At 51.6% G+C, this 15,833-nt stretch carries 16 protein-coding genes and 1 pseudogene; 10 read left to right on the plus strand and 7 right to left on the minus strand.

Translation table 11 applies throughout. The features are described from left to right. Window positions 1-71: 71 nt before the first annotated feature. The 4 genes and pseudogenes from fliF to flgB all read right to left on the minus strand — a co-directional run. Window positions 72-1,223 (minus strand): annotated as a pseudogene (gene fliF / locus HCR03_RS09325) (flagellar basal-body MS-ring/collar protein FliF); the annotation flags it as partial. Between the two features lie 31 nt (window positions 1,224-1,254). Beyond that, window positions 1,255-1,560 carry a flagellar hook-basal body complex protein FliE gene (gene fliE / locus HCR03_RS09330; RefSeq protein ID WP_066642804.1) on the minus strand — a complete coding sequence of 102 codons (306 nt, stop codon included), beginning with the start codon at window positions 1,558-1,560 and terminating at the stop codon, window positions 1,255-1,257. 7 nt (window positions 1,561-1,567) lie between these two features. After that, a complete protein-coding gene (gene flgC / locus HCR03_RS09335; protein WP_066642800.1) occupies window positions 1,568-2,017 on the minus strand; it encodes a flagellar basal body rod protein FlgC in 450 nt (149 codons plus the stop codon). Window positions 2,018-2,039: 22 nt separating this feature from the next. Continuing rightward, the gene (gene flgB, locus HCR03_RS09340; RefSeq protein ID WP_187037840.1) at window positions 2,040-2,420 is read right to left on the minus strand and encodes a flagellar basal body rod protein FlgB; all 381 of its coding nucleotides are present in this window, start codon (window positions 2,418-2,420) and stop codon (window positions 2,040-2,042) included. A gap of 442 nt (window positions 2,421-2,862) precedes the next feature. On the opposite strand from flgB, the gene HCR03_RS09345 reads away from it, so the two are divergent. The 8 genes from HCR03_RS09345 (at window position 2,863) to HCR03_RS09380 (ending at window position 9,219) form a co-directional block, all read left to right on the plus strand. Beyond that, a complete protein-coding gene (locus tag HCR03_RS09345) occupies window positions 2,863-3,189 on the plus strand; it encodes a flagellar biosynthesis anti-sigma factor FlgM (RefSeq protein WP_066642793.1) in 327 nt (108 codons plus the stop codon). Between the two features lie 34 nt (window positions 3,190-3,223). Further along, complete coding sequence (gene flgN, locus HCR03_RS09350) at window positions 3,224-3,706, plus strand: flagellar export chaperone FlgN (protein WP_187037842.1); 483 nt, start codon at window positions 3,224-3,226, stop codon at window positions 3,704-3,706. A 17-nt stretch (window positions 3,707-3,723) separates the two neighbouring features. Beyond that, complete coding sequence (flgK, locus tag HCR03_RS09355; protein WP_187037843.1) at window positions 3,724-5,367, plus strand: flagellar hook-associated protein FlgK; 1,644 nt, start codon at window positions 3,724-3,726, stop codon at window positions 5,365-5,367. Between the two features lie 6 nt (window positions 5,368-5,373). Beyond that, complete coding sequence (flgL, locus tag HCR03_RS09360) at window positions 5,374-6,777, plus strand: flagellar hook-associated protein FlgL (protein ID WP_066642765.1); 1,404 nt, start codon at window positions 5,374-5,376, stop codon at window positions 6,775-6,777. Window positions 6,778-6,830: 53 nt separating this feature from the next. Beyond that, complete coding sequence (locus HCR03_RS09365) at window positions 6,831-7,124, plus strand: hypothetical protein (RefSeq protein ID WP_066642763.1); 294 nt, start codon at window positions 6,831-6,833, stop codon at window positions 7,122-7,124. A 49-nt stretch (window positions 7,125-7,173) separates the two neighbouring features. Next, a complete protein-coding gene (gene fliW, locus HCR03_RS09370; protein WP_156989662.1) occupies window positions 7,174-7,608 on the plus strand; it encodes a flagellar assembly protein FliW in 435 nt (144 codons plus the stop codon). A gap of 1 nt (window position 7,609) precedes the next feature. After that, window positions 7,610-7,879: a carbon storage regulator gene (locus HCR03_RS09375; RefSeq protein WP_156989661.1), complete on the plus strand. Its 270-nt coding sequence runs from the start codon at window positions 7,610-7,612 to the stop codon at window positions 7,877-7,879. Between the two features lie 206 nt (window positions 7,880-8,085). Further along, a complete protein-coding gene (locus HCR03_RS09380) occupies window positions 8,086-9,219 on the plus strand; it encodes a flagellin N-terminal helical domain-containing protein (protein ID WP_156989660.1) in 1,134 nt (377 codons plus the stop codon). Between the two features lie 93 nt (window positions 9,220-9,312). Here HCR03_RS09380 and HCR03_RS09385 read toward each other — a convergent pair whose 3' ends face one another. After that, window positions 9,313-11,442, minus strand: a complete 2,130-nt coding sequence (locus HCR03_RS09385) for a glycosyltransferase (RefSeq protein ID WP_187037845.1) — start codon at window positions 11,440-11,442, stop codon at window positions 9,313-9,315. 270 nt (window positions 11,443-11,712) lie between these two features. Here HCR03_RS09385 and HCR03_RS09390 point away from each other — a divergent pair, with 270 nt between their 5' ends. Together HCR03_RS09390 and eno are read left to right on the plus strand one after the other, a co-directional pair. Continuing rightward, window positions 11,713-12,756 carry a tetratricopeptide repeat-containing glycosyltransferase family 2 protein gene (locus HCR03_RS09390; RefSeq protein ID WP_187037847.1) on the plus strand — a complete coding sequence of 348 codons (1,044 nt, stop codon included), beginning with the start codon at window positions 11,713-11,715 and terminating at the stop codon, window positions 12,754-12,756. A gap of 97 nt (window positions 12,757-12,853) precedes the next feature. Continuing rightward, window positions 12,854-14,131 (plus strand): phosphopyruvate hydratase, encoded by a 1,278-nt coding sequence (gene eno, locus HCR03_RS09395; protein ID WP_187037849.1) that lies wholly within the window; start codon window positions 12,854-12,856, stop codon window positions 14,129-14,131. Between the two features lie 65 nt (window positions 14,132-14,196). Here eno and HCR03_RS09400 read toward each other — a convergent pair whose 3' ends face one another. Next, window positions 14,197-15,462, minus strand: a complete 1,266-nt coding sequence (locus tag HCR03_RS09400; protein WP_066642731.1) for a methyl-accepting chemotaxis protein — start codon at window positions 15,460-15,462, stop codon at window positions 14,197-14,199. A gap of 237 nt (window positions 15,463-15,699) precedes the next feature. Beyond that, complete coding sequence (locus tag HCR03_RS20085; protein WP_267459228.1) at window positions 15,700-15,822, minus strand: hypothetical protein; 123 nt, start codon at window positions 15,820-15,822, stop codon at window positions 15,700-15,702. Window positions 15,823-15,833: the final 11 nt, after the last annotated feature.

The raw sequence follows: 15,833 nt of genomic DNA on the forward strand, positions 1-15,833 counted from the left end.
AAGCTCTTGCTCATAACGTCCACTTTATCGGCGCTGACGCCGGAGGCAAAAGCCACCGCGTTTTTCAGACTTGTCACTTCCGCGTCCGTCATCCCGGGGTCGTTGACAATGATGGAAACCGTTACGTCCTGCAGCGCCGCGGCGTCGCTCTGAATCTGCTCCTGAACCTGACTGACCAGGTATTTATAGGATTTGTTGTCTTTTGTCGTTATGATATTTCCGTTGACCGTCACGCCTGGATACGTTGTTGTCTCCGTATTGGATTCTGTTCCGGCGGCGCCGCCGCCCGAGGAGCCGTCTCTTGTCTCCTCATGTTGTTCCGTACTTTCGCTGACAACTCCCTTTCCGTCGCTGGTGGTCGGCTGATAAGTGACGATGTTCTGAATTTTTTTATCAAGATCCATCTGGCTTTTTACGCTTACGCTGATATTGTTCTGCCCGTAGATCTCCGTCAGGTGATTCAGAATCTTTTTTTGCAGGCTGTCTTCATACTGCTGTTCAATCTTCAGCTTGAATTCCGTCATGTCCATCTGGACACTGCCGGAAGTGTCGGAATCCGAGGAATTCAGTTCCTCTCCGGTTGAATTGTCAATGACGGAGACGTTTTCCGTTTTCAGACTCGGAACGCTTTTTGCAACCAGCTGCTTGATGCCGTTGACCTGTTTCGCGTTCAGCGTCTGCCCGGACTTCATTTTGACCGTAACGGAGGCGGCGGGCGCGTTCTTCTGGTCGTCCCACGCATAGTCCCCCTCATCCGGAATGCTGATGGTAACATAGGCGTTTTCAATCGGTTCCAGCGTTTTGATTACGGCTTCCAGCCTCTGGTTCATCTGATATTTTTCAATGACCTTTTTTTCGTAATCCGTCGTCATGACCCCGACATTACTGGTAAAGAAGTCGTAATTCGGCGCCGATTTTGGGTATCCTTCATTGGCGAGCTGCATCCGCATCGAATCTTCTTTGTCCGACGGAACGTAGATTGTGTCGTCGGATTCCTTGTAGTCTACGCCGCTGTCCTTCAGCTGCGCCATGACCGCCACGGCCTCGTCATGATCCAGCCCCGAGTAGAGAACCACATACTGCGTGCGGTTCAGAAGCAGTCCCAGAACGACGGAAAGCAGGACGACCCCTCCCAGGGAAATGAAAATGATTTTTTTCGTTTTAGCGGACAGTTTTACCCAAAAATTTTTAATTGGCTGTATGTATTTCTTTAATTCATTCATCCGGATTTGAACCGCCCTTTACGAAAATTCATCAAACGCTCATTCTCATGATTTCGTTATAGGAATCAAGCACCTTATTGCGCATCTGCACCAGCAGGTCGACGGAAAGGCTGGCTTTCTGGGACGCAATGTAAATATCGTGCAGGTTATCCGACTGGCCCGTCGTCATTTTATAGACTTCGGTATTGAGGGAGGCGTCCGTTTGCTTCACATTGTTGACGGCGTCTTCGAACAGGGACTGGAACGGCAGACCGGAAGGAGACTGTGCGGCGTTTGAGCCGGCAGAGCTTAACGTATTGAGTGAATTTAGATCCTGAATTGGCACAATTTGATTCATTTTATCGTCACTTCCAGATTTCCAGCGCTTTGCCGGCCATGCTCTTGACCGCGTTCAGCGCGTTAATATTTGCGGAATATGCCCTTGTCACCGACATCATGTCCAGCGTTTCCTTCGTCACGTCTACATTCGGCTTCTGTACATAGCCCTGAGCGTCCGCGTCCGGGCTGGAGGGGTCGTAGACCGTGGTAAACGGGGTCTGGTCCTCGACGATTCCGTCGACCTTGACACCTCCCGGCGCCTTTGTGGAATCGCCCAGTTCATTGTTCAGAAGGGAGCCGAAGCTGTCCTCCTCGGAATCCGCGGCGCGGTAAACCACCATCTTCCTGCGGTAGGGTCCGCCCGCGTCGGTGCGCGTGGTGGAAGCGTTCGCGATATTTTCGGAAATAACGTCCATTCTGAGCCGGCTTGCCGTCAATGCCGAACCGCTGATATCCAGCGAGCTGAGAAATGCCATGAAAAGACCTCCTGTCTATTTTTTATGTGCCCCCGCCAATCGCAGTTTTCAGCCTTGAAAACACGTCTCCGATCGTCTGAAGGGAATAGTAATAATTCATCTGCGTTCTGAGGGACTCCACATTCTGCTGCTCCAGGTCTACTCCGTTTCCGTCCGCGCGGAACATTTCGTCCTGCGCAACGGTCGTTTCCGGCTGAACCTGATCGATTCCGCTGACCATATCATCGGAGGTTCCGCCGGCCGCGATTTCATTCTGCAGCTGATCCTCAAACGATACGCTCTTTGTTTTATAACCGGGCGTTTCAAAATTAGCGATGTTGTCCGAAACCGCCTGCTGTCTGGCCCAAAGTCCGTCCAGATCTTTCTTGAGCAGGGATGTTGTTACACTGTCGCTCCAGTTCAAGCTCGTCACCTTCCTTCCAAAAAGAATAAAAACACATTAAAAGTGAATATTTATTTACATTTCTTTTTTATACCTGTTGTAGCAGATTTTCTTGTTTCTCTGGAAAAAACTCCAAATATTGAAAATATTGAGGAAAATATGTTGTTATTAATTAGGATATATTATCATACATAATACGACAAAAGTCAACAGATTTCGGTGGAAAAAAAATTATTTCTCTGTAAAATTTAGATAAAAAACCAAGTAAACGTTTAGTAATGTATTGTTGCTTTTTGAGGCTTTTGTTTCTGTCTTCGACAAAAAACGCATTTGTTTTCTAGTGACTATGAATTGATTCGGCCCGTAAACAGTTCATGTGATGAATATTCCATCTATTTCTGCGGCGGAAAGCTAAATTTTTGAAACAACCGTCCGATAAAGGCTATAAGAGGTGAACGTTTGGATGCTGATCAAAGATTCTGGGTTTTCCATTACCCCATTTGCACCAATCAACAGAAAAAGAAACACAGGCAAAACAGGGACGGTCAAGCCGTCGTCCTCATCGTTTGCCGGCTCTCTGGGGCAGGTTTCGAAAACCGACAAGATTGAACTATCCTCCCGCGCGGAGCGGCAGGATTCTTTTCTCGGCGGCCTGAAAGACAGCATCCGGGAAGATATCGTCAGGGACTCCTGCGCTGCAAAGCTCGATTATCTGAAAGAATCTGTCGGGAACGGAAGCTACAAAGTCGATTCCGGCCTGCTGGCCGGACTGCTTCTGTCCGACGAATAAGTATGTTTATGCGAAAAGGGGGGAAATCCGGGCCATGATGGATAAAAAAACGTCCGGCAGCCTGATTTCTTATTTTGAAAAGCTGCTGGATTTTTACCGGAACTTTCTGGGGCTGGAAAAGGAAAAGCTGGATGATCTGCAAAACGGCAGGCTCGACCTGCTGGACGAATGCCTGAAACGGGAGCAGGCCTTTGTGCTGGAGGCCCGCGGGCTGGAGCAGGAGCGCGCAAAGCTGATGAACCTGACGCCTCAGCCCGACGCCAAGTTTCACGCGCTCATCCCGCAGTTTCCCGGCGAATGCCGGGAGCAGGCCCAGGCTTTGTTCCGTCAGCTCTCCTCCGTATTGACGGAGATGAAGGAAACAAACCGGCAGAATACCGTTCTGCTTGAGCAAAAGATCCATACGGCGTCCGCTGTGATCGGCAAACTCAAAAACCGGCCGGAGCTGCGGAAAATTTACGACGAGAAGATCAGGGGCGGCAATCAGCCCCCCGCATTTCTTTCCACAAAAATATAGAATGGGCGGTGTGTGTCTTGAGTTCAACATTTGACGGATTATATATTGCCAAAAGCGGCGTGCAGGCGGCGCGGACCAATTTGAACACCACGGGTCAGAATATTACAAATGCCCGCACGGACGGTTACACGCGCCAGCGCGTGGATCAAAGCAGCGTCGCCCCGACCAGCATCAATATGCTTTACGCCGGAGTCGGCGCCATCGTCGGCGAAGGTGTTTCGACAACCGGAATCAGCCAGTTGAGAAATCCGTTTCTGGACGGACAGTACCGGACCCAGAACGCGCAGTGCGGGCTGACTTCCACACAGCTCAGCGCCCTTCAGGACATTCAGGATGCCCTGAATGAAACCTCAACGGACGGAATCAGCGCGGCATACAGCGACCTGATCGAACAGCTGGAAGGCCTGACTTCAACCGGCAGTTCCACCGCGACGGAAAGCACGGTGAAAGAGGCGGCCTCTCTGCTCGCCACAAAGCTCAACACGGCGGCCAGCCAGCTCGACACCATCCGGAACCAGCAGTACGGTTATCTGAGCAAATACGGAGTGGACAAAGTCAACACCCTTCTGAAAAACATTTCAAGTCTCAGCGACCAGATCAAAAACGCCGATCTTGCCGGATCGCCCGCTCTGGAGCTGATGGACAAGCGGAACTCGCTGATCGACGAGCTTTCGGAATATGTCAACGTCAAGGTTGTGGAAACGCCGACCGACGTCGGCTCCGGCAAAACCGTCGACACGATGTCGATTTACCTGGCGGACAGCAACGGCGACGCGATTCACGGCAGTTCCTTCGGCAGCGACGGGACCCAGACCTCCAGCTCTAAAGAGGTCTGCCTGGTAGACGGAAACAAGGCGGGGAGCCTCAGCCTTTCCGGCACCAGCTCCAAGGATCACGCAACCGTGGTCGTCACGGATACGGACGGCGAAACCTGCGGCAGCGCGGCCGACGACAGCAACGATCTGCTCAAGGGCGGCAGCCTGAGCGGATACCTTAGCCTGCTCAACGAAAACGGGGAGTACGACACCCCCTCAGGGGGGGTCACAGACACCGACCGCGGCATCGGGTACTATGAAAATATGCTGGACACCCTGGCCCAGAAGCTGGCTTCGGTGATGAACGCCGACAACAGCACCAACGACGCGAAAGACAACAAGCCGCTGTTTACCGATTCAAACGGCAAAACCGTCGACTTGTCGGGCAATTCTACGATCACCGCTGCAAACATCCGCGTTTCTCCCGACTGGACCAGCGATTACCTGACTCTTTCCAAAGACACGGCAAACGCGGGCGACGATTCCAGCGGCTCGAACAGCAACATTACACAGATGATTTCCGACCTGACGACAAGCAAGTATACGATTTCCACCCCGAACGGCATCGACCTTTTCACCGGGACGATGCAGGAGGCCGTGGATAATATCTCCCTGACGCTCGGCCAGGACATCAACGCCGTCAATTCCCAGGATACCGCGAACTCCAGCATGCTGAGCAATATCAACACGCGCCGTCAGGAAAACTCCTCCGTGGATATCAACGAAGAGGCGATCAATCTAATCGTTTACAATCAGGCGCTGTCGGCTTCCGCCCGGTTTATGACGACCGTGGACGAATGCCTGAACACGCTGATCAACAATATGGGGATTGTAGGAAGGGGATAATGGTCCATGAGAATCACATCCGGAATGATTTCAAACCAGTATACTAAAAATCTGAATCTCGCTTTTGACCGGCTGAACAAGGCCGGTGTTACGTCCTCGGATTTCCGGCAGTTTGAGACGCCCTCCGACAACCCGTTTCTTGCGGGCCAGGCTTTTCAGGTTCGCCGCCAGCTGTCCCTGAACGAGAATTACTCCTCCAATATTGAAAATCTGAACGGCTTGATTTCATCGGCGGACACGGCGGTTCAAAAAATCGTGAACGTCTTTTCCAACGCCAACGACCAAAGCGCCCTGAAAGGAATCAACGGGGCCACGCCGCAATCCGCAAGAAACTCGCTCGCGGACGATATCCTCAGTCTGCGGGATTCCCTGGTTTCCACCATGAACGCCCAGTACAGCAACCGCTATCTCTTTTCCGGGGCCGGCGGAGAAGGCGAGGCTCCGTTCACGCTCGACGGCAGCGGCAATCTTTTATACCGCGGAATCAATGTGGACACCGGCGAAAACACCAACGGAGCTTCCTCTACCGTAAGTTACAATTATACCGACGGGGACGGAAAAACGACCCAGAAATCCATGCAGATCAACTTCGGCGCTTCCCTCAAGGACAAGCTGAACGGATACACCGTTCAGATCTCCAACGGGGCAAAGTCCGTTTCCGTTGATCCCGCCGGCAAAACAATTACCATCAGCGGAACAACCAAGCAGGATTTGCAGGACGAGCTGCAGAGCGGCGATTTCGTGTCCGCATTGAGCGCCGCCAGCACATCGGATTCAAATCTCTCCGGAATCACGGCGGACGACGTCAAACAGATTAACATCAGCAACCTTGACGAAAACGGCGGCGACGCCGTACAGGCCAGCACGTCCTCCACCAAAATCACCAATATGGTGGACCTCGACGAGCTTGCGGGCGAAACCTCCTATGTGGATATCGGCCTGGGCCTCAAGACGGACGCGAACGGAAACGTCGTCGACCAGAGCGCCTTCAACGCCGCGCTGCCGGGAATCAACTACCTCGGCTACGGCATGGTTACGAAAGACGGAACGAGCGTCCCGAAGAACGCTTATTCCCTGATGACCAAAATGGCCGCAACCCTCAAGGATGAAAGCTTAACGGGTGAACAGCTGATGGACGCGATGCAGCCTTATATGGACAGCTTCAGCGACACGCAGGACAACGTGTACAAGGCCAATTCGGAGCTTGGCAATAAAGAGACTCTCCTGAAAAGCACAAGCAATTATATCTCCAACGTCAACCTGAACCTGCAGGCCAGGGACGAGAGCGTGGAAAACGTCGATCCCGCGACCGCCTTTTCCAATCTGGCCTGGGAAAAATTCAGCTATCAGGCGGCTCTGCAGGTATGCAGCAGCATTCTTCAGCCTACACTGCTTGATTTCATGAAATAGCAGAAGCGCCTGCGGCCTGCTTACCATAGACGGTTCAACGGAAGGAAATCCATATGCTGATTGCCATTGAACGCCGGGATCTTCCAGTCTGCGACACAATCAGCCGGAATCATCCCGGCGTCGGCGTTGCGTTTATGCCCGCCGTACCGCTGCGCTTCAATCTGGAACCGCGCGAGCTTCGGCTGCAGGTGGAAACCGGACGTCTGCGTTATGAACTGAGCCGTGAAAATTACAGCGATTCGCTACCTGCGCCGACAGATGCAATCCGGTCTTACCGCGAAGCCGCGCGGCTGTACGAATCCGTCCCGGATCAGCGGGAAGACAGGCGTTTCAACAAACTTGCCTGACCGGAACTCGGCCGGGACGCGGCGTCACGCCGCCGGGAAAGGAGCCTCCATGAAACAGGAATACCCCGGGACCCGGACAGGCTCCCGGAATATCATTCGGTTTGAAAACGGGATTTACGGATTCGAATCGGTGAAGGAATTCATCCTGCTGCAGCGGGATGAATCGCAGATCATCTGGTCACTGCAGGCGGCTCATGACGCGTATCCTTCCCTGATCGTCGTCAATCCTTTTTTTGTTTTTAAAGACTATGAGCCCTCTCTTTCGCCGGAGGACTTGAAACGGCTGGGGAACCCGAAGCCGGAGGACCTCTGTTTTCTGGCGGTTGCCGTGATCAAGCGGGAACTCAAAAACTCCGTGGTAAACCTGAAAAGCCCCATCGTCATCAACGTGCCGCAAAAAACCGGGGCGCAGGTCATTCTGGAAGAAAGCAGCTACCCGGTTCGCTGCAAGCTGTTTCACGGCGCCGCCGCGGGGAGGGAATGACATGCTGGTGATCACAAGGAAAACCTCCGAATCCATCCTGATCGGCGACGATATCGAAATCGTGATTACGGAAATCGGCGCGGAACGGGTCAAAATCGGAATCAGCGCCCCAAAGGGCGTTCCGATTATGCGCAGGGAATTGCTGGAAACCCGCGAGCTGAACCGCGAGGCGAGCGCCTCCTCCGGAGATTTGCAGATGGAAACGCTTCTGCGGCTGCTGCACCCCGACAAGCTGACGGCGCCAGGCGGCGAAAAAAACGAAAAAAAATAGAAAACGGCCTAAAATTATCGGCCTTTCGGTCGATATATGGGATAGAATCCAAAGGAAGGATTTTCCGGTTGGTGCTCGCCTTCACAGGGCCCGTGAGGCGAAAGCCGCGGGATGCTCCCCAAGGATAAAACGGAAGGAGAAAGGATTCTCTTTCCCCGCGAACGGCGGCTGCGCCGCGCGGAAACAAATTCAGGAGGAATAAAATTATGCGTATTAATCACAACATTGCCGCTTTAAACGCGTCCAACCGCTTGAAGACGAACGATAACGCCATCAGCAAAAACCTGCAGAAGCTGTCTTCCGGCTACCGCATCAACAGCGCCGCCGACGACGCCGCAGGCCTTGCGGTTTCCGAAAAAATGCGCGCCCAGATCAACGGCCTGAACCAGGCGGAAGACAACGCGCAGAACGGCATTTCGCTGGTACAGACTGCCGAAGGCGGCCTGAACGAAACCGAATCCATCCTGCAGAGGATGAACACTTTGGCCGTTCAATCCGCGAACGGCACTTATCAGAATGAGACGGACCGCGCCAACCTGAACAAAGAAGTGGAAGCCCTGAAGAAGGAAGTCGACCGCATTTCCACCTCCACGAACTTCAACGGAATCAACCTGCTGGACGGCTCGCTGGGTTACGACACGACCAATACTCTTGCTTCTACGGCAATTACCTTGTCCGGTGGTAATCTTGAAGCTAGCGACGAATTGACGGTAGCTACCACTGATGCCGGCGTGCTTTCCGTCACGAGCTCTGAAAGCGATGTAACCTTTGACACTGTCACGGTGGCTTCCGACGGGTCATATACATTAACCGCAAAGGTTGCTGATTCCGCAAGCGATGAAGTCAAGGCAAAATACAGCGGCTTATCGATAACTGTAAACACTTCCGGTTATGATACTTCCACCGCGGGGTCAGGTACAGTTACAGTTAATTCTAACAATAGTCTTTCATTGCAAATCGGCTCTGAAAACAAAGCTGATCAGCGCGTTTCCCTTGCTGTTGCGGATATGAGTTCCAAAGGCCTTGGCATCGACCAGATTTCCGTGGCAACACCGGATGACGCAAAAGCAGCCATCGATACGATTAAAGCTGCAATAGCGACTGTTTCCGGCACCCGCGCCGACCTCGGCGCCCTGCAGAACCGTCTGGAGCATACCACCAACAACCTCTCCACCATGAGTGAGAACCTGACCAGCGCGGAAAGCACGATCCGCGACGTGGACATGTCCTCCGAGATGGTCGACCTGACCAAGAACCAGATTCTGGAGCAGGCCGCTACCTCCATGCTGGCGCAGGCCAACAGCCAGCCGCAGAGCGTTCTGTCCCTGCTGAAAGGCTAAGAGCAAGTTTAATCTGTCCCAAAAGCCGAGGGCGCTTCCGGAATTCCGGAAGCGCCCTCGTTTGTTTCATATAACGGTACTCTACGGTTAAATTTACTGAGGAAGCTGTGCCGCCAGTTCTTTCATGTCCGGCTCCGTATGTGTCAGTGTTCTGAATTTCACCACATCCGGGTCGTTCGGCATCAAAGCCGCAAGCTGCGCGGTCACTTGCCCCGCCTCCTTCAGTTTCCCCTGTGATATCAATATTTTGATGCGCTCTTTCACTTGTTTTGCCAATTTGTTGAACTCCTCCGCTTTTTCCCTGCGAAGCTTTTCTTCTTGTTCAAAGTAATCCAGTAACACAGATATTGGGCGGTTCATTCCCTCATAAGATTTCAAAGCAAAACGAAGATTCCTCAAATAACTTTCGCTGTCTGATTTCTCTTGTGCCGCAAGTGCCTGGCCCATGTAAAACCCGAACCGGTACGCCCGCGGCAGAATTGTTACCCGGTCCGGTGATAACAGTTCAGACCGGAAAATACTTCTTACATATTTTGCACTTTGCCTCGCATACTCAATAAAAAACTTCATTTCATCTTCATTTGCTGCGAAATTCTTTGTTTCCATCATCAACAAATTTTCCCGCAAACAAATCGACCAGTACAGTCCTTTCAGATTTTCAAAGGAATACGATTTAAGATATTCTTTTATAACTTCAGGAAAATTATTATGATGCTTCTGCATATTGTCAATGATCGGTCTGAACTCGTCCACCTCAATTTTTAATATAAACTTCAAAATATTCATTTTCTCTTGCATCGCAAAAAAAAGCACGTCCGAGTATACTGTACTCCATTTCCCCTCCCAACGCAAAAACCAATCCAATTCACACTCCACGGCATCTTTATCCCCGTTTGATTCCTCATTCCGAAGACAATTCATGCGAACGTATGCATCATCCTTATCAGGTAAAGCGGCGAAAGCGATTGCTGCATCAGCTCGCATCTTTTCTTCCAGCGGTAAAACCGCTTCTATTTCTTTCATTATATCAATCTTATATGAAGCTTCCACCGAACGTTTATTTTGATAAAATGACGCGAGTTGCTCCCATTTTTCCGTCTCGGCGCACATTCGACTGATAAGCAGTAAGCCATGACCTAAAACTGCCGGGTCTAAAGAATCTAATTGATCGATAATTTTTTCGACTTCTTTGTAATTATGAAGAAAAAGAAAGCTTACACCTAGCAGATAAAGTACCTGCTCTTTATCAGTTTCTTTTATATGATCAAAATTTGCAAAAAGCAGCATATTATTATCCAGCCGTCCAGCTTGGTACTGTTCGTAAACTTTTAAATAGGCAAGCCCATGCGAATTTGAGCGTTCATAATCCCTAATTTGAAATGCAGCGTTTTGTGCGTAATAATGATAATCCATCCAGATAATTTCCATTTGGGGATCCTCGCGCACCATTTTTTCCACCAGCTCTAGCACTTTCTGATATGCTTTCCCTTTATAAAGTGCTTTCACATAACTTTGAAAAATGGACAGCTTCCAAATATGATCTGGATGCTCCTCTTCAATCTTCAGCCCACGCGTGCAGTAATATTCTACAGTGTCCAAATCGTAAAAGCCAAAGTACTCTCTGCTGAGTTCATAGTATGCTTTTAGATTCAGAGGATTTTCCTCTAATTCCATTTCAAGCAAACGTATATTTCGTTGACTCTTTTTCATTCTTTCCCGTCTGCTGTAACAAACATATCCATAATGATGTGCATAGTCTTTAAAAAATTTCGTCGGTGTTATTCGGGGCATCGCTTCATGAACTTGATTTATAAAAAGGCAATTCTCAATAACCCGATTTAGGCGGAGGGCATGAAAATCAATATAATTCTTTCCACTTGAATCGGTATAATTCCTTACAACATACGACGCCGACCCGTATCTGTCACATTCCCCGCTTGTAAAAAATTCAATCAGCTCATCCGTGTTTTCAAACCACTCGTCGCCGTCGAGGAACAGAAACCATTCCCCGCGCGCCTCTTTCAGGCCGGTGTTGCGCGCGGCGGAAAAGTCGTCGCACCACTCGAAATGGATGATGTGGTCGGTGTATTTCTTTGCGATTTCCACGGTTGAGTCCGTACTGCCGGTGTCGGTGATGATCAGTTCGCTTTCGACCGCCTCCATCAGCGGCTTTAAAGAGCTCAGGCAGCGGTCCAGCGTCTTTTCCTCATTTTTAACGATCATCCCGATGCTCAGCCGGATCGGGTGCCCGTGGTAAGGGCCGTCACTGGAAAGATGGATTTCCCGTGTGTCGGAAGCAGACTTTTGTATATGTGCTTTCATAAATGGATTTCCTCCGATCAGACAAAAATGCTATTCTTTTATATATCGGCACCATCCGGCAAAGTCTTATCATATTTTCATGAAATCGGCCGCAGAAAGTGCTATGATAAAGAAAAAAACAGCGGACCGGATTTTTTTCGTGTCCGCGCCGGAAAGAGGCACCTTGGTTTTATGATAACCGTCAGCGTCTGCATGATTGTAAAAAACGAGGAGGCGGTTCTGTCCCGATGCCTGGATTGCCTGAACGGTATCGCGGATGAGATCATCATTGTCGATACCGGTTCAACCGATTCCACCTGTGAGATCGCAAAAAATTATACCTCTCATCTCTATCACTTCCCCTGGCGGGGGGATTTTTCCTCCGCCCGAAACTTTGCTTTTTCAAAGGCGACCAAGGATTATATTTATTCCGCCGACGCGGATGAGGTGATCGACGAGGAAAACCGTAAAAAATTTCTCACGCTAAAACGGGACCTGTCCCCTGAAGTCGAGCTGGTTCAGATGCGGTACGCCAACCAGCTCCAGTTCAACACGAATTACAATTTCGATGTGGAATACCGCCCCAAGCTGTTCCGGCGCGTCCGCAGCTTCCGCTGGATTGAACCCGTGCATGAAACCGTCGATCTGACGCTCCGCATGCTTGACAGCGAGATTGAAGTGGTTCACCGCCCGACCGCGCTGCACGCGCGGAGAGATTTTATCATTTTTCAGGAAGCGGTCCAAAAAAGCCCCCTCGACCCGCGCCTGCACCGGATGTATGCGAAGGAACTTTTCATGGCGGGAAAACCCGACGACTTCCTCGCGGCCTATCCGTATTTTGAACAGACGCTTCACGAAGAATCGCGAAGTCTTGACGATATCCGCGTTTCCCAGTGCGTGGTGGTAAGGTGCGCGCGGCAGCAGGGGGACCCCGCGGCCATGTTCAAGGCAGCGTTGAAAAATGTGATCGGAGGCACCCCGTGCGCGGAGGTCTGCTGCGACCTTGGCGAATATTTTCAGAGCCTCGGCGACTTTGAGGAGGCCGCCACCTGGTATTACACCGCCGCATTCGGCGCGGAAAGCGAACTCGATATCCGCGCCGCGGGGATGATTCCGCTCCAAAAGCTGGCCGGCTGTTACAGCGCGCTCGGCCTGCCCGAGAAAGCGGAGGCTTGCCGTGCCAAAGCTTTGCAGCGGGCCGCTCCCGCGCCGGAAGGAACAATTTATTCAAAATAATTTCATAGAACTATGCTTGACTTCACATACTAGGTATGCTATGTTATGAATAGAGTAAGTTTCTGCTAACTTTTGGCAATGGAAAGAAGGTTCAAGCATGTCTGATGATAGAATTAAATCTGTTCAGGGTCTGGAGATAATTGATTCACGGGGCAACCCGACCGTGGAAGCCACGGTTGAACTGGAAAACGGCATTACCGGACGGGGCGCCGTGCCCAGCGGCGCTTCCACCGGGACCTACGAGGCGCTGGAGCTTCGGGACGGAGATAAATCCCGTTTTGGCGGAAAAGGCGTTTTAAAGGCTGTGCACAACATCGACACAGTGATCCAGGATGCGATCAATGGGCTCGACGCGACCGATACGGCAGCCGTAGACAGCGCGCTGCTGCGCGCGGACGGAACACCGGATAAATCCAAGCTGGGCGCAAACGCCATACTGGCGGTTTCCTTGGCGGCCGCAAGAGCGGGCGCAAACGCGCTCGGGCTGCCTCTGTACCGCTTTCTGGGCGGAATCAGCGCGGATACCCTGCCCGTGCCGATGATGAACATTTTAAACGGCGGAGCGCACGCCGCCAACAACGTGGACATTCAGGAATTTCTGATCATGCCGGCCGGCGCGCCGTCCTTTCGCGAAGGCCTCCGCTGGTGCGCGGAGGTATTCCACACGCTCGCGGGAATTTTGAAATCCAAGGGGCTGTCCACCTCGGTCGGCGACGAAGGAGGCTACGCGCCGAACCTGGAAACCGACGAGGAAGCGATCGAACTGATTCTGCAGGCGGTTGAAAAGGCCGGATACAAGCCCGGAAAGGATTTTGTTCTAGCTGTGGACGCCGCCGCCAGCGAGTGGGCTTCCACAGAAGGCTACAAACTTCCGAAACAGGGAACGCGGTACACAACGGATCAGCTGATCTCTTACTGGAAAGACCTCGCCGGAAAATACCCGATCCGTTCCATTGAGGACCCACTGGGCGAAGAGGACTGGCAGGGCTGGGCAAAAATTACGGAGGCGCTTGGCTCCGGCACCCAGCTGATTGGCGACGATCTGTTCGTAACCAACACAAAGCGCCTGGAAAAAGGAATTACCATGAACTGCGGCAATTCGATTCTGATTAAACTCAATCAGATCGGTTCCCTGACCGAGACGATCCGGGCGATCAAAATGGCTCACCGCGCAGGCTACACCGCGGTTGTCTCACACCGCTCCGGCGAAACGGAGGATACGACCATCGCCGACCTGGCCGTTGCGATGAACGCGGGTCAGATCAAGACGGGAGCCCCGAGCCGCAGCGAACGCGTGGCGAAGTACAACCGGCTTTTAAGAATTGAGTCCCATCTGGGCGGCGGAGCCGTCTACCCCGGCATGAACTGTTTTTAAAACCAACATCCGGATAGAAATGAAAGGAGCCCGCGAGGGCTCCTTATTCCTGTTTGTTTTCATTTTTATTTTGCTCTGAGCTTGATCCAGTCGACCTCACCCATCAGCGATTTGGACTGCGCGGAAAGCTCTTCGCTGGCGGCCGCGCTTTCCTCCGCCGTCGCGGAATTTGTCTGAATCACGGCGGAAACCTGTGAAACGCCCTGCGTAATCTGGCCGATCGAGGTTGCCTGAGCGTTGGAGGCCTGTTCGATGTTTTGTATCATCCCATTGATTTCCTGGACTTTTTCGGCAATACTGGAAAGCGCATGCGCGGTGCCGTCGGCCAGCGAACGGCCCTCCTTTACCTTTTCTATGGAATCGCCGATCAGTTCGCTGGTCTGTTTTGCAGCGTCCGCGGATTTTCCGGCCAGCGAACGCACCTCGTCCGCCACAACGGCGAAGCCCTTCCCCGCTTCGCCCGCCCTTGCTGCCTCGACCGCCGCGTTCAGCGCGAGGATATTGGTCTGGAACGCAATATTGTCGATCACATTGATGATTTTTCCGATCTCATTGGAAGAATTGCTGATTTCGTTCATCGCCGACAGCATCTGCTTCATTCTGCCGTTGCTTTCCTTCACTTCCTGTGCGGTTTGGTTCATCGAGCCCGCCATACTGCTGATCTGGGAAGTATTCTGACGGATTTTGTCGGAAACGTCCGAAATTGACGCCGAGAGCTCCTCAATGGAGCTGGCCTGTTCGGTCGCACCCTGCGCAAGCGACTGAGAACCGTCCGCAATCTGTTTCGCCCCGTTGTTGACCTGCTCCGCGGAGACCTTGACATTTCCGAAAATCCGGTTCAAGTTGTCCAGGATCGTATTCATCGAATCTGAAATCGGCTTAAAATCCCCGCGGAAATGCCTGACCCGCTCAAAATCGCATTTCCCATCGGCCACCCCGAGCAGGACGGTGGATATTTCCGATACAACATGGTCCAGTCGGCTGAACGCGAGTTTCAGTGACGACGCCAACCCGCCGATTTCATTGTTCGCGTCATAATCGACAGCAACTTTCAGGTCACCCTCCGCAAACTGCCTTGCACAGTTCTCCAGCTCGCCAATCGGCTTAGCAAGACCGCCCGAAAGCTTATAACACAGATATGCGGAAAGGCACAATCCAACTATTTCCAGAATAAGGACGATAACGAAACAGGTCTTCGCGTCTTTGATATGGTCCAGTCCATAGAGTGCGCAGAATGAAATGATCGCCATGATAAGATTCACAATGGAAAAGCCGCCTATTAATTTGTGAGAGATTTTCATGTTCTTGATTCTCAGGCTGATTTTTTTCATATTCCCTTCTCCATTCTTTTTTCTTAAAATAAAATAGATTTTTAAGTAATTAGTTATTAAATTCTATTTTAAATTACTTTTCTAACCGGATAAATCAAGTATAGGATGCAGCGGTGGACTTGTCAAGGATTTTTCCGCTGATCGTTGGATATTTGGTCGAATTCTGTCACAGATCATATAAAAGCCTGATGCTCCATCAGGCTTTTTATCATCCCTTCATGATGCGGTGAAACCTGCTCAGGAACGGCGTTCCAGCAATTCGGCCTGACCGGAAAGCTCTTCGCTTGCGGCCGCGCTTTGCTGTGTGGCGGCGAAATTTGTCCGCACTACCGCGGAAACCTGTCTCAGCTCCCGAGTCAAAAAAGCGACCG

This window comes from Caproicibacter fermentans (genome assembly GCF_014303955.1).
Classification (GTDB): domain Bacteria; phylum Bacillota; class Clostridia; order Oscillospirales; family Acutalibacteraceae; genus Caproicibacter; species Caproicibacter fermentans.

Coding starts and splice junctions, on each gene's coding strand:
- fliE (WP_066642804.1), bottom strand. CDS start 1,560: ATGAATCAAATTGTGCCAATTCAGGATCTAAATTCACTCAATACGTTA.
- flgC (WP_066642800.1), bottom strand. CDS start 2,017: ATGGCATTTCTCAGCTCGCTGGATATCAGCGGTTCGGCATTGACGGCA.
- HCR03_RS09345 (WP_066642793.1), top strand. CDS start 2,863: ATGCTGATCAAAGATTCTGGGTTTTCCATTACCCCATTTGCACCAATC.
- flgN (WP_187037842.1), top strand. CDS start 3,224: ATGATGGATAAAAAAACGTCCGGCAGCCTGATTTCTTATTTTGAAAAG.
- flgL (WP_066642765.1), top strand. CDS start 5,374: ATGAGAATCACATCCGGAATGATTTCAAACCAGTATACTAAAAATCTG.
- HCR03_RS09365 (WP_066642763.1), top strand. CDS start 6,831: ATGCTGATTGCCATTGAACGCCGGGATCTTCCAGTCTGCGACACAATC.
- fliW (WP_156989662.1), top strand. CDS start 7,174: ATGAAACAGGAATACCCCGGGACCCGGACAGGCTCCCGGAATATCATT.
- HCR03_RS09375 (WP_156989661.1), top strand. CDS start 7,610: ATGCTGGTGATCACAAGGAAAACCTCCGAATCCATCCTGATCGGCGAC.
- HCR03_RS09380 (WP_156989660.1), top strand. CDS start 8,086: ATGCGTATTAATCACAACATTGCCGCTTTAAACGCGTCCAACCGCTTG.
- HCR03_RS09385 (WP_187037845.1), bottom strand. CDS start 11,442: ATGATCGTTAAAAATGAGGAAAAGACGCTGGACCGCTGCCTGAGCTCT.
- HCR03_RS09390 (WP_187037847.1), top strand. CDS start 11,713: ATGATAACCGTCAGCGTCTGCATGATTGTAAAAAACGAGGAGGCGGTT.
- eno (WP_187037849.1), top strand. CDS start 12,854: ATGTCTGATGATAGAATTAAATCTGTTCAGGGTCTGGAGATAATTGAT.
- HCR03_RS09400 (WP_066642731.1), bottom strand. CDS start 15,462: ATGAAAAAAATCAGCCTGAGAATCAAGAACATGAAAATCTCTCACAAA.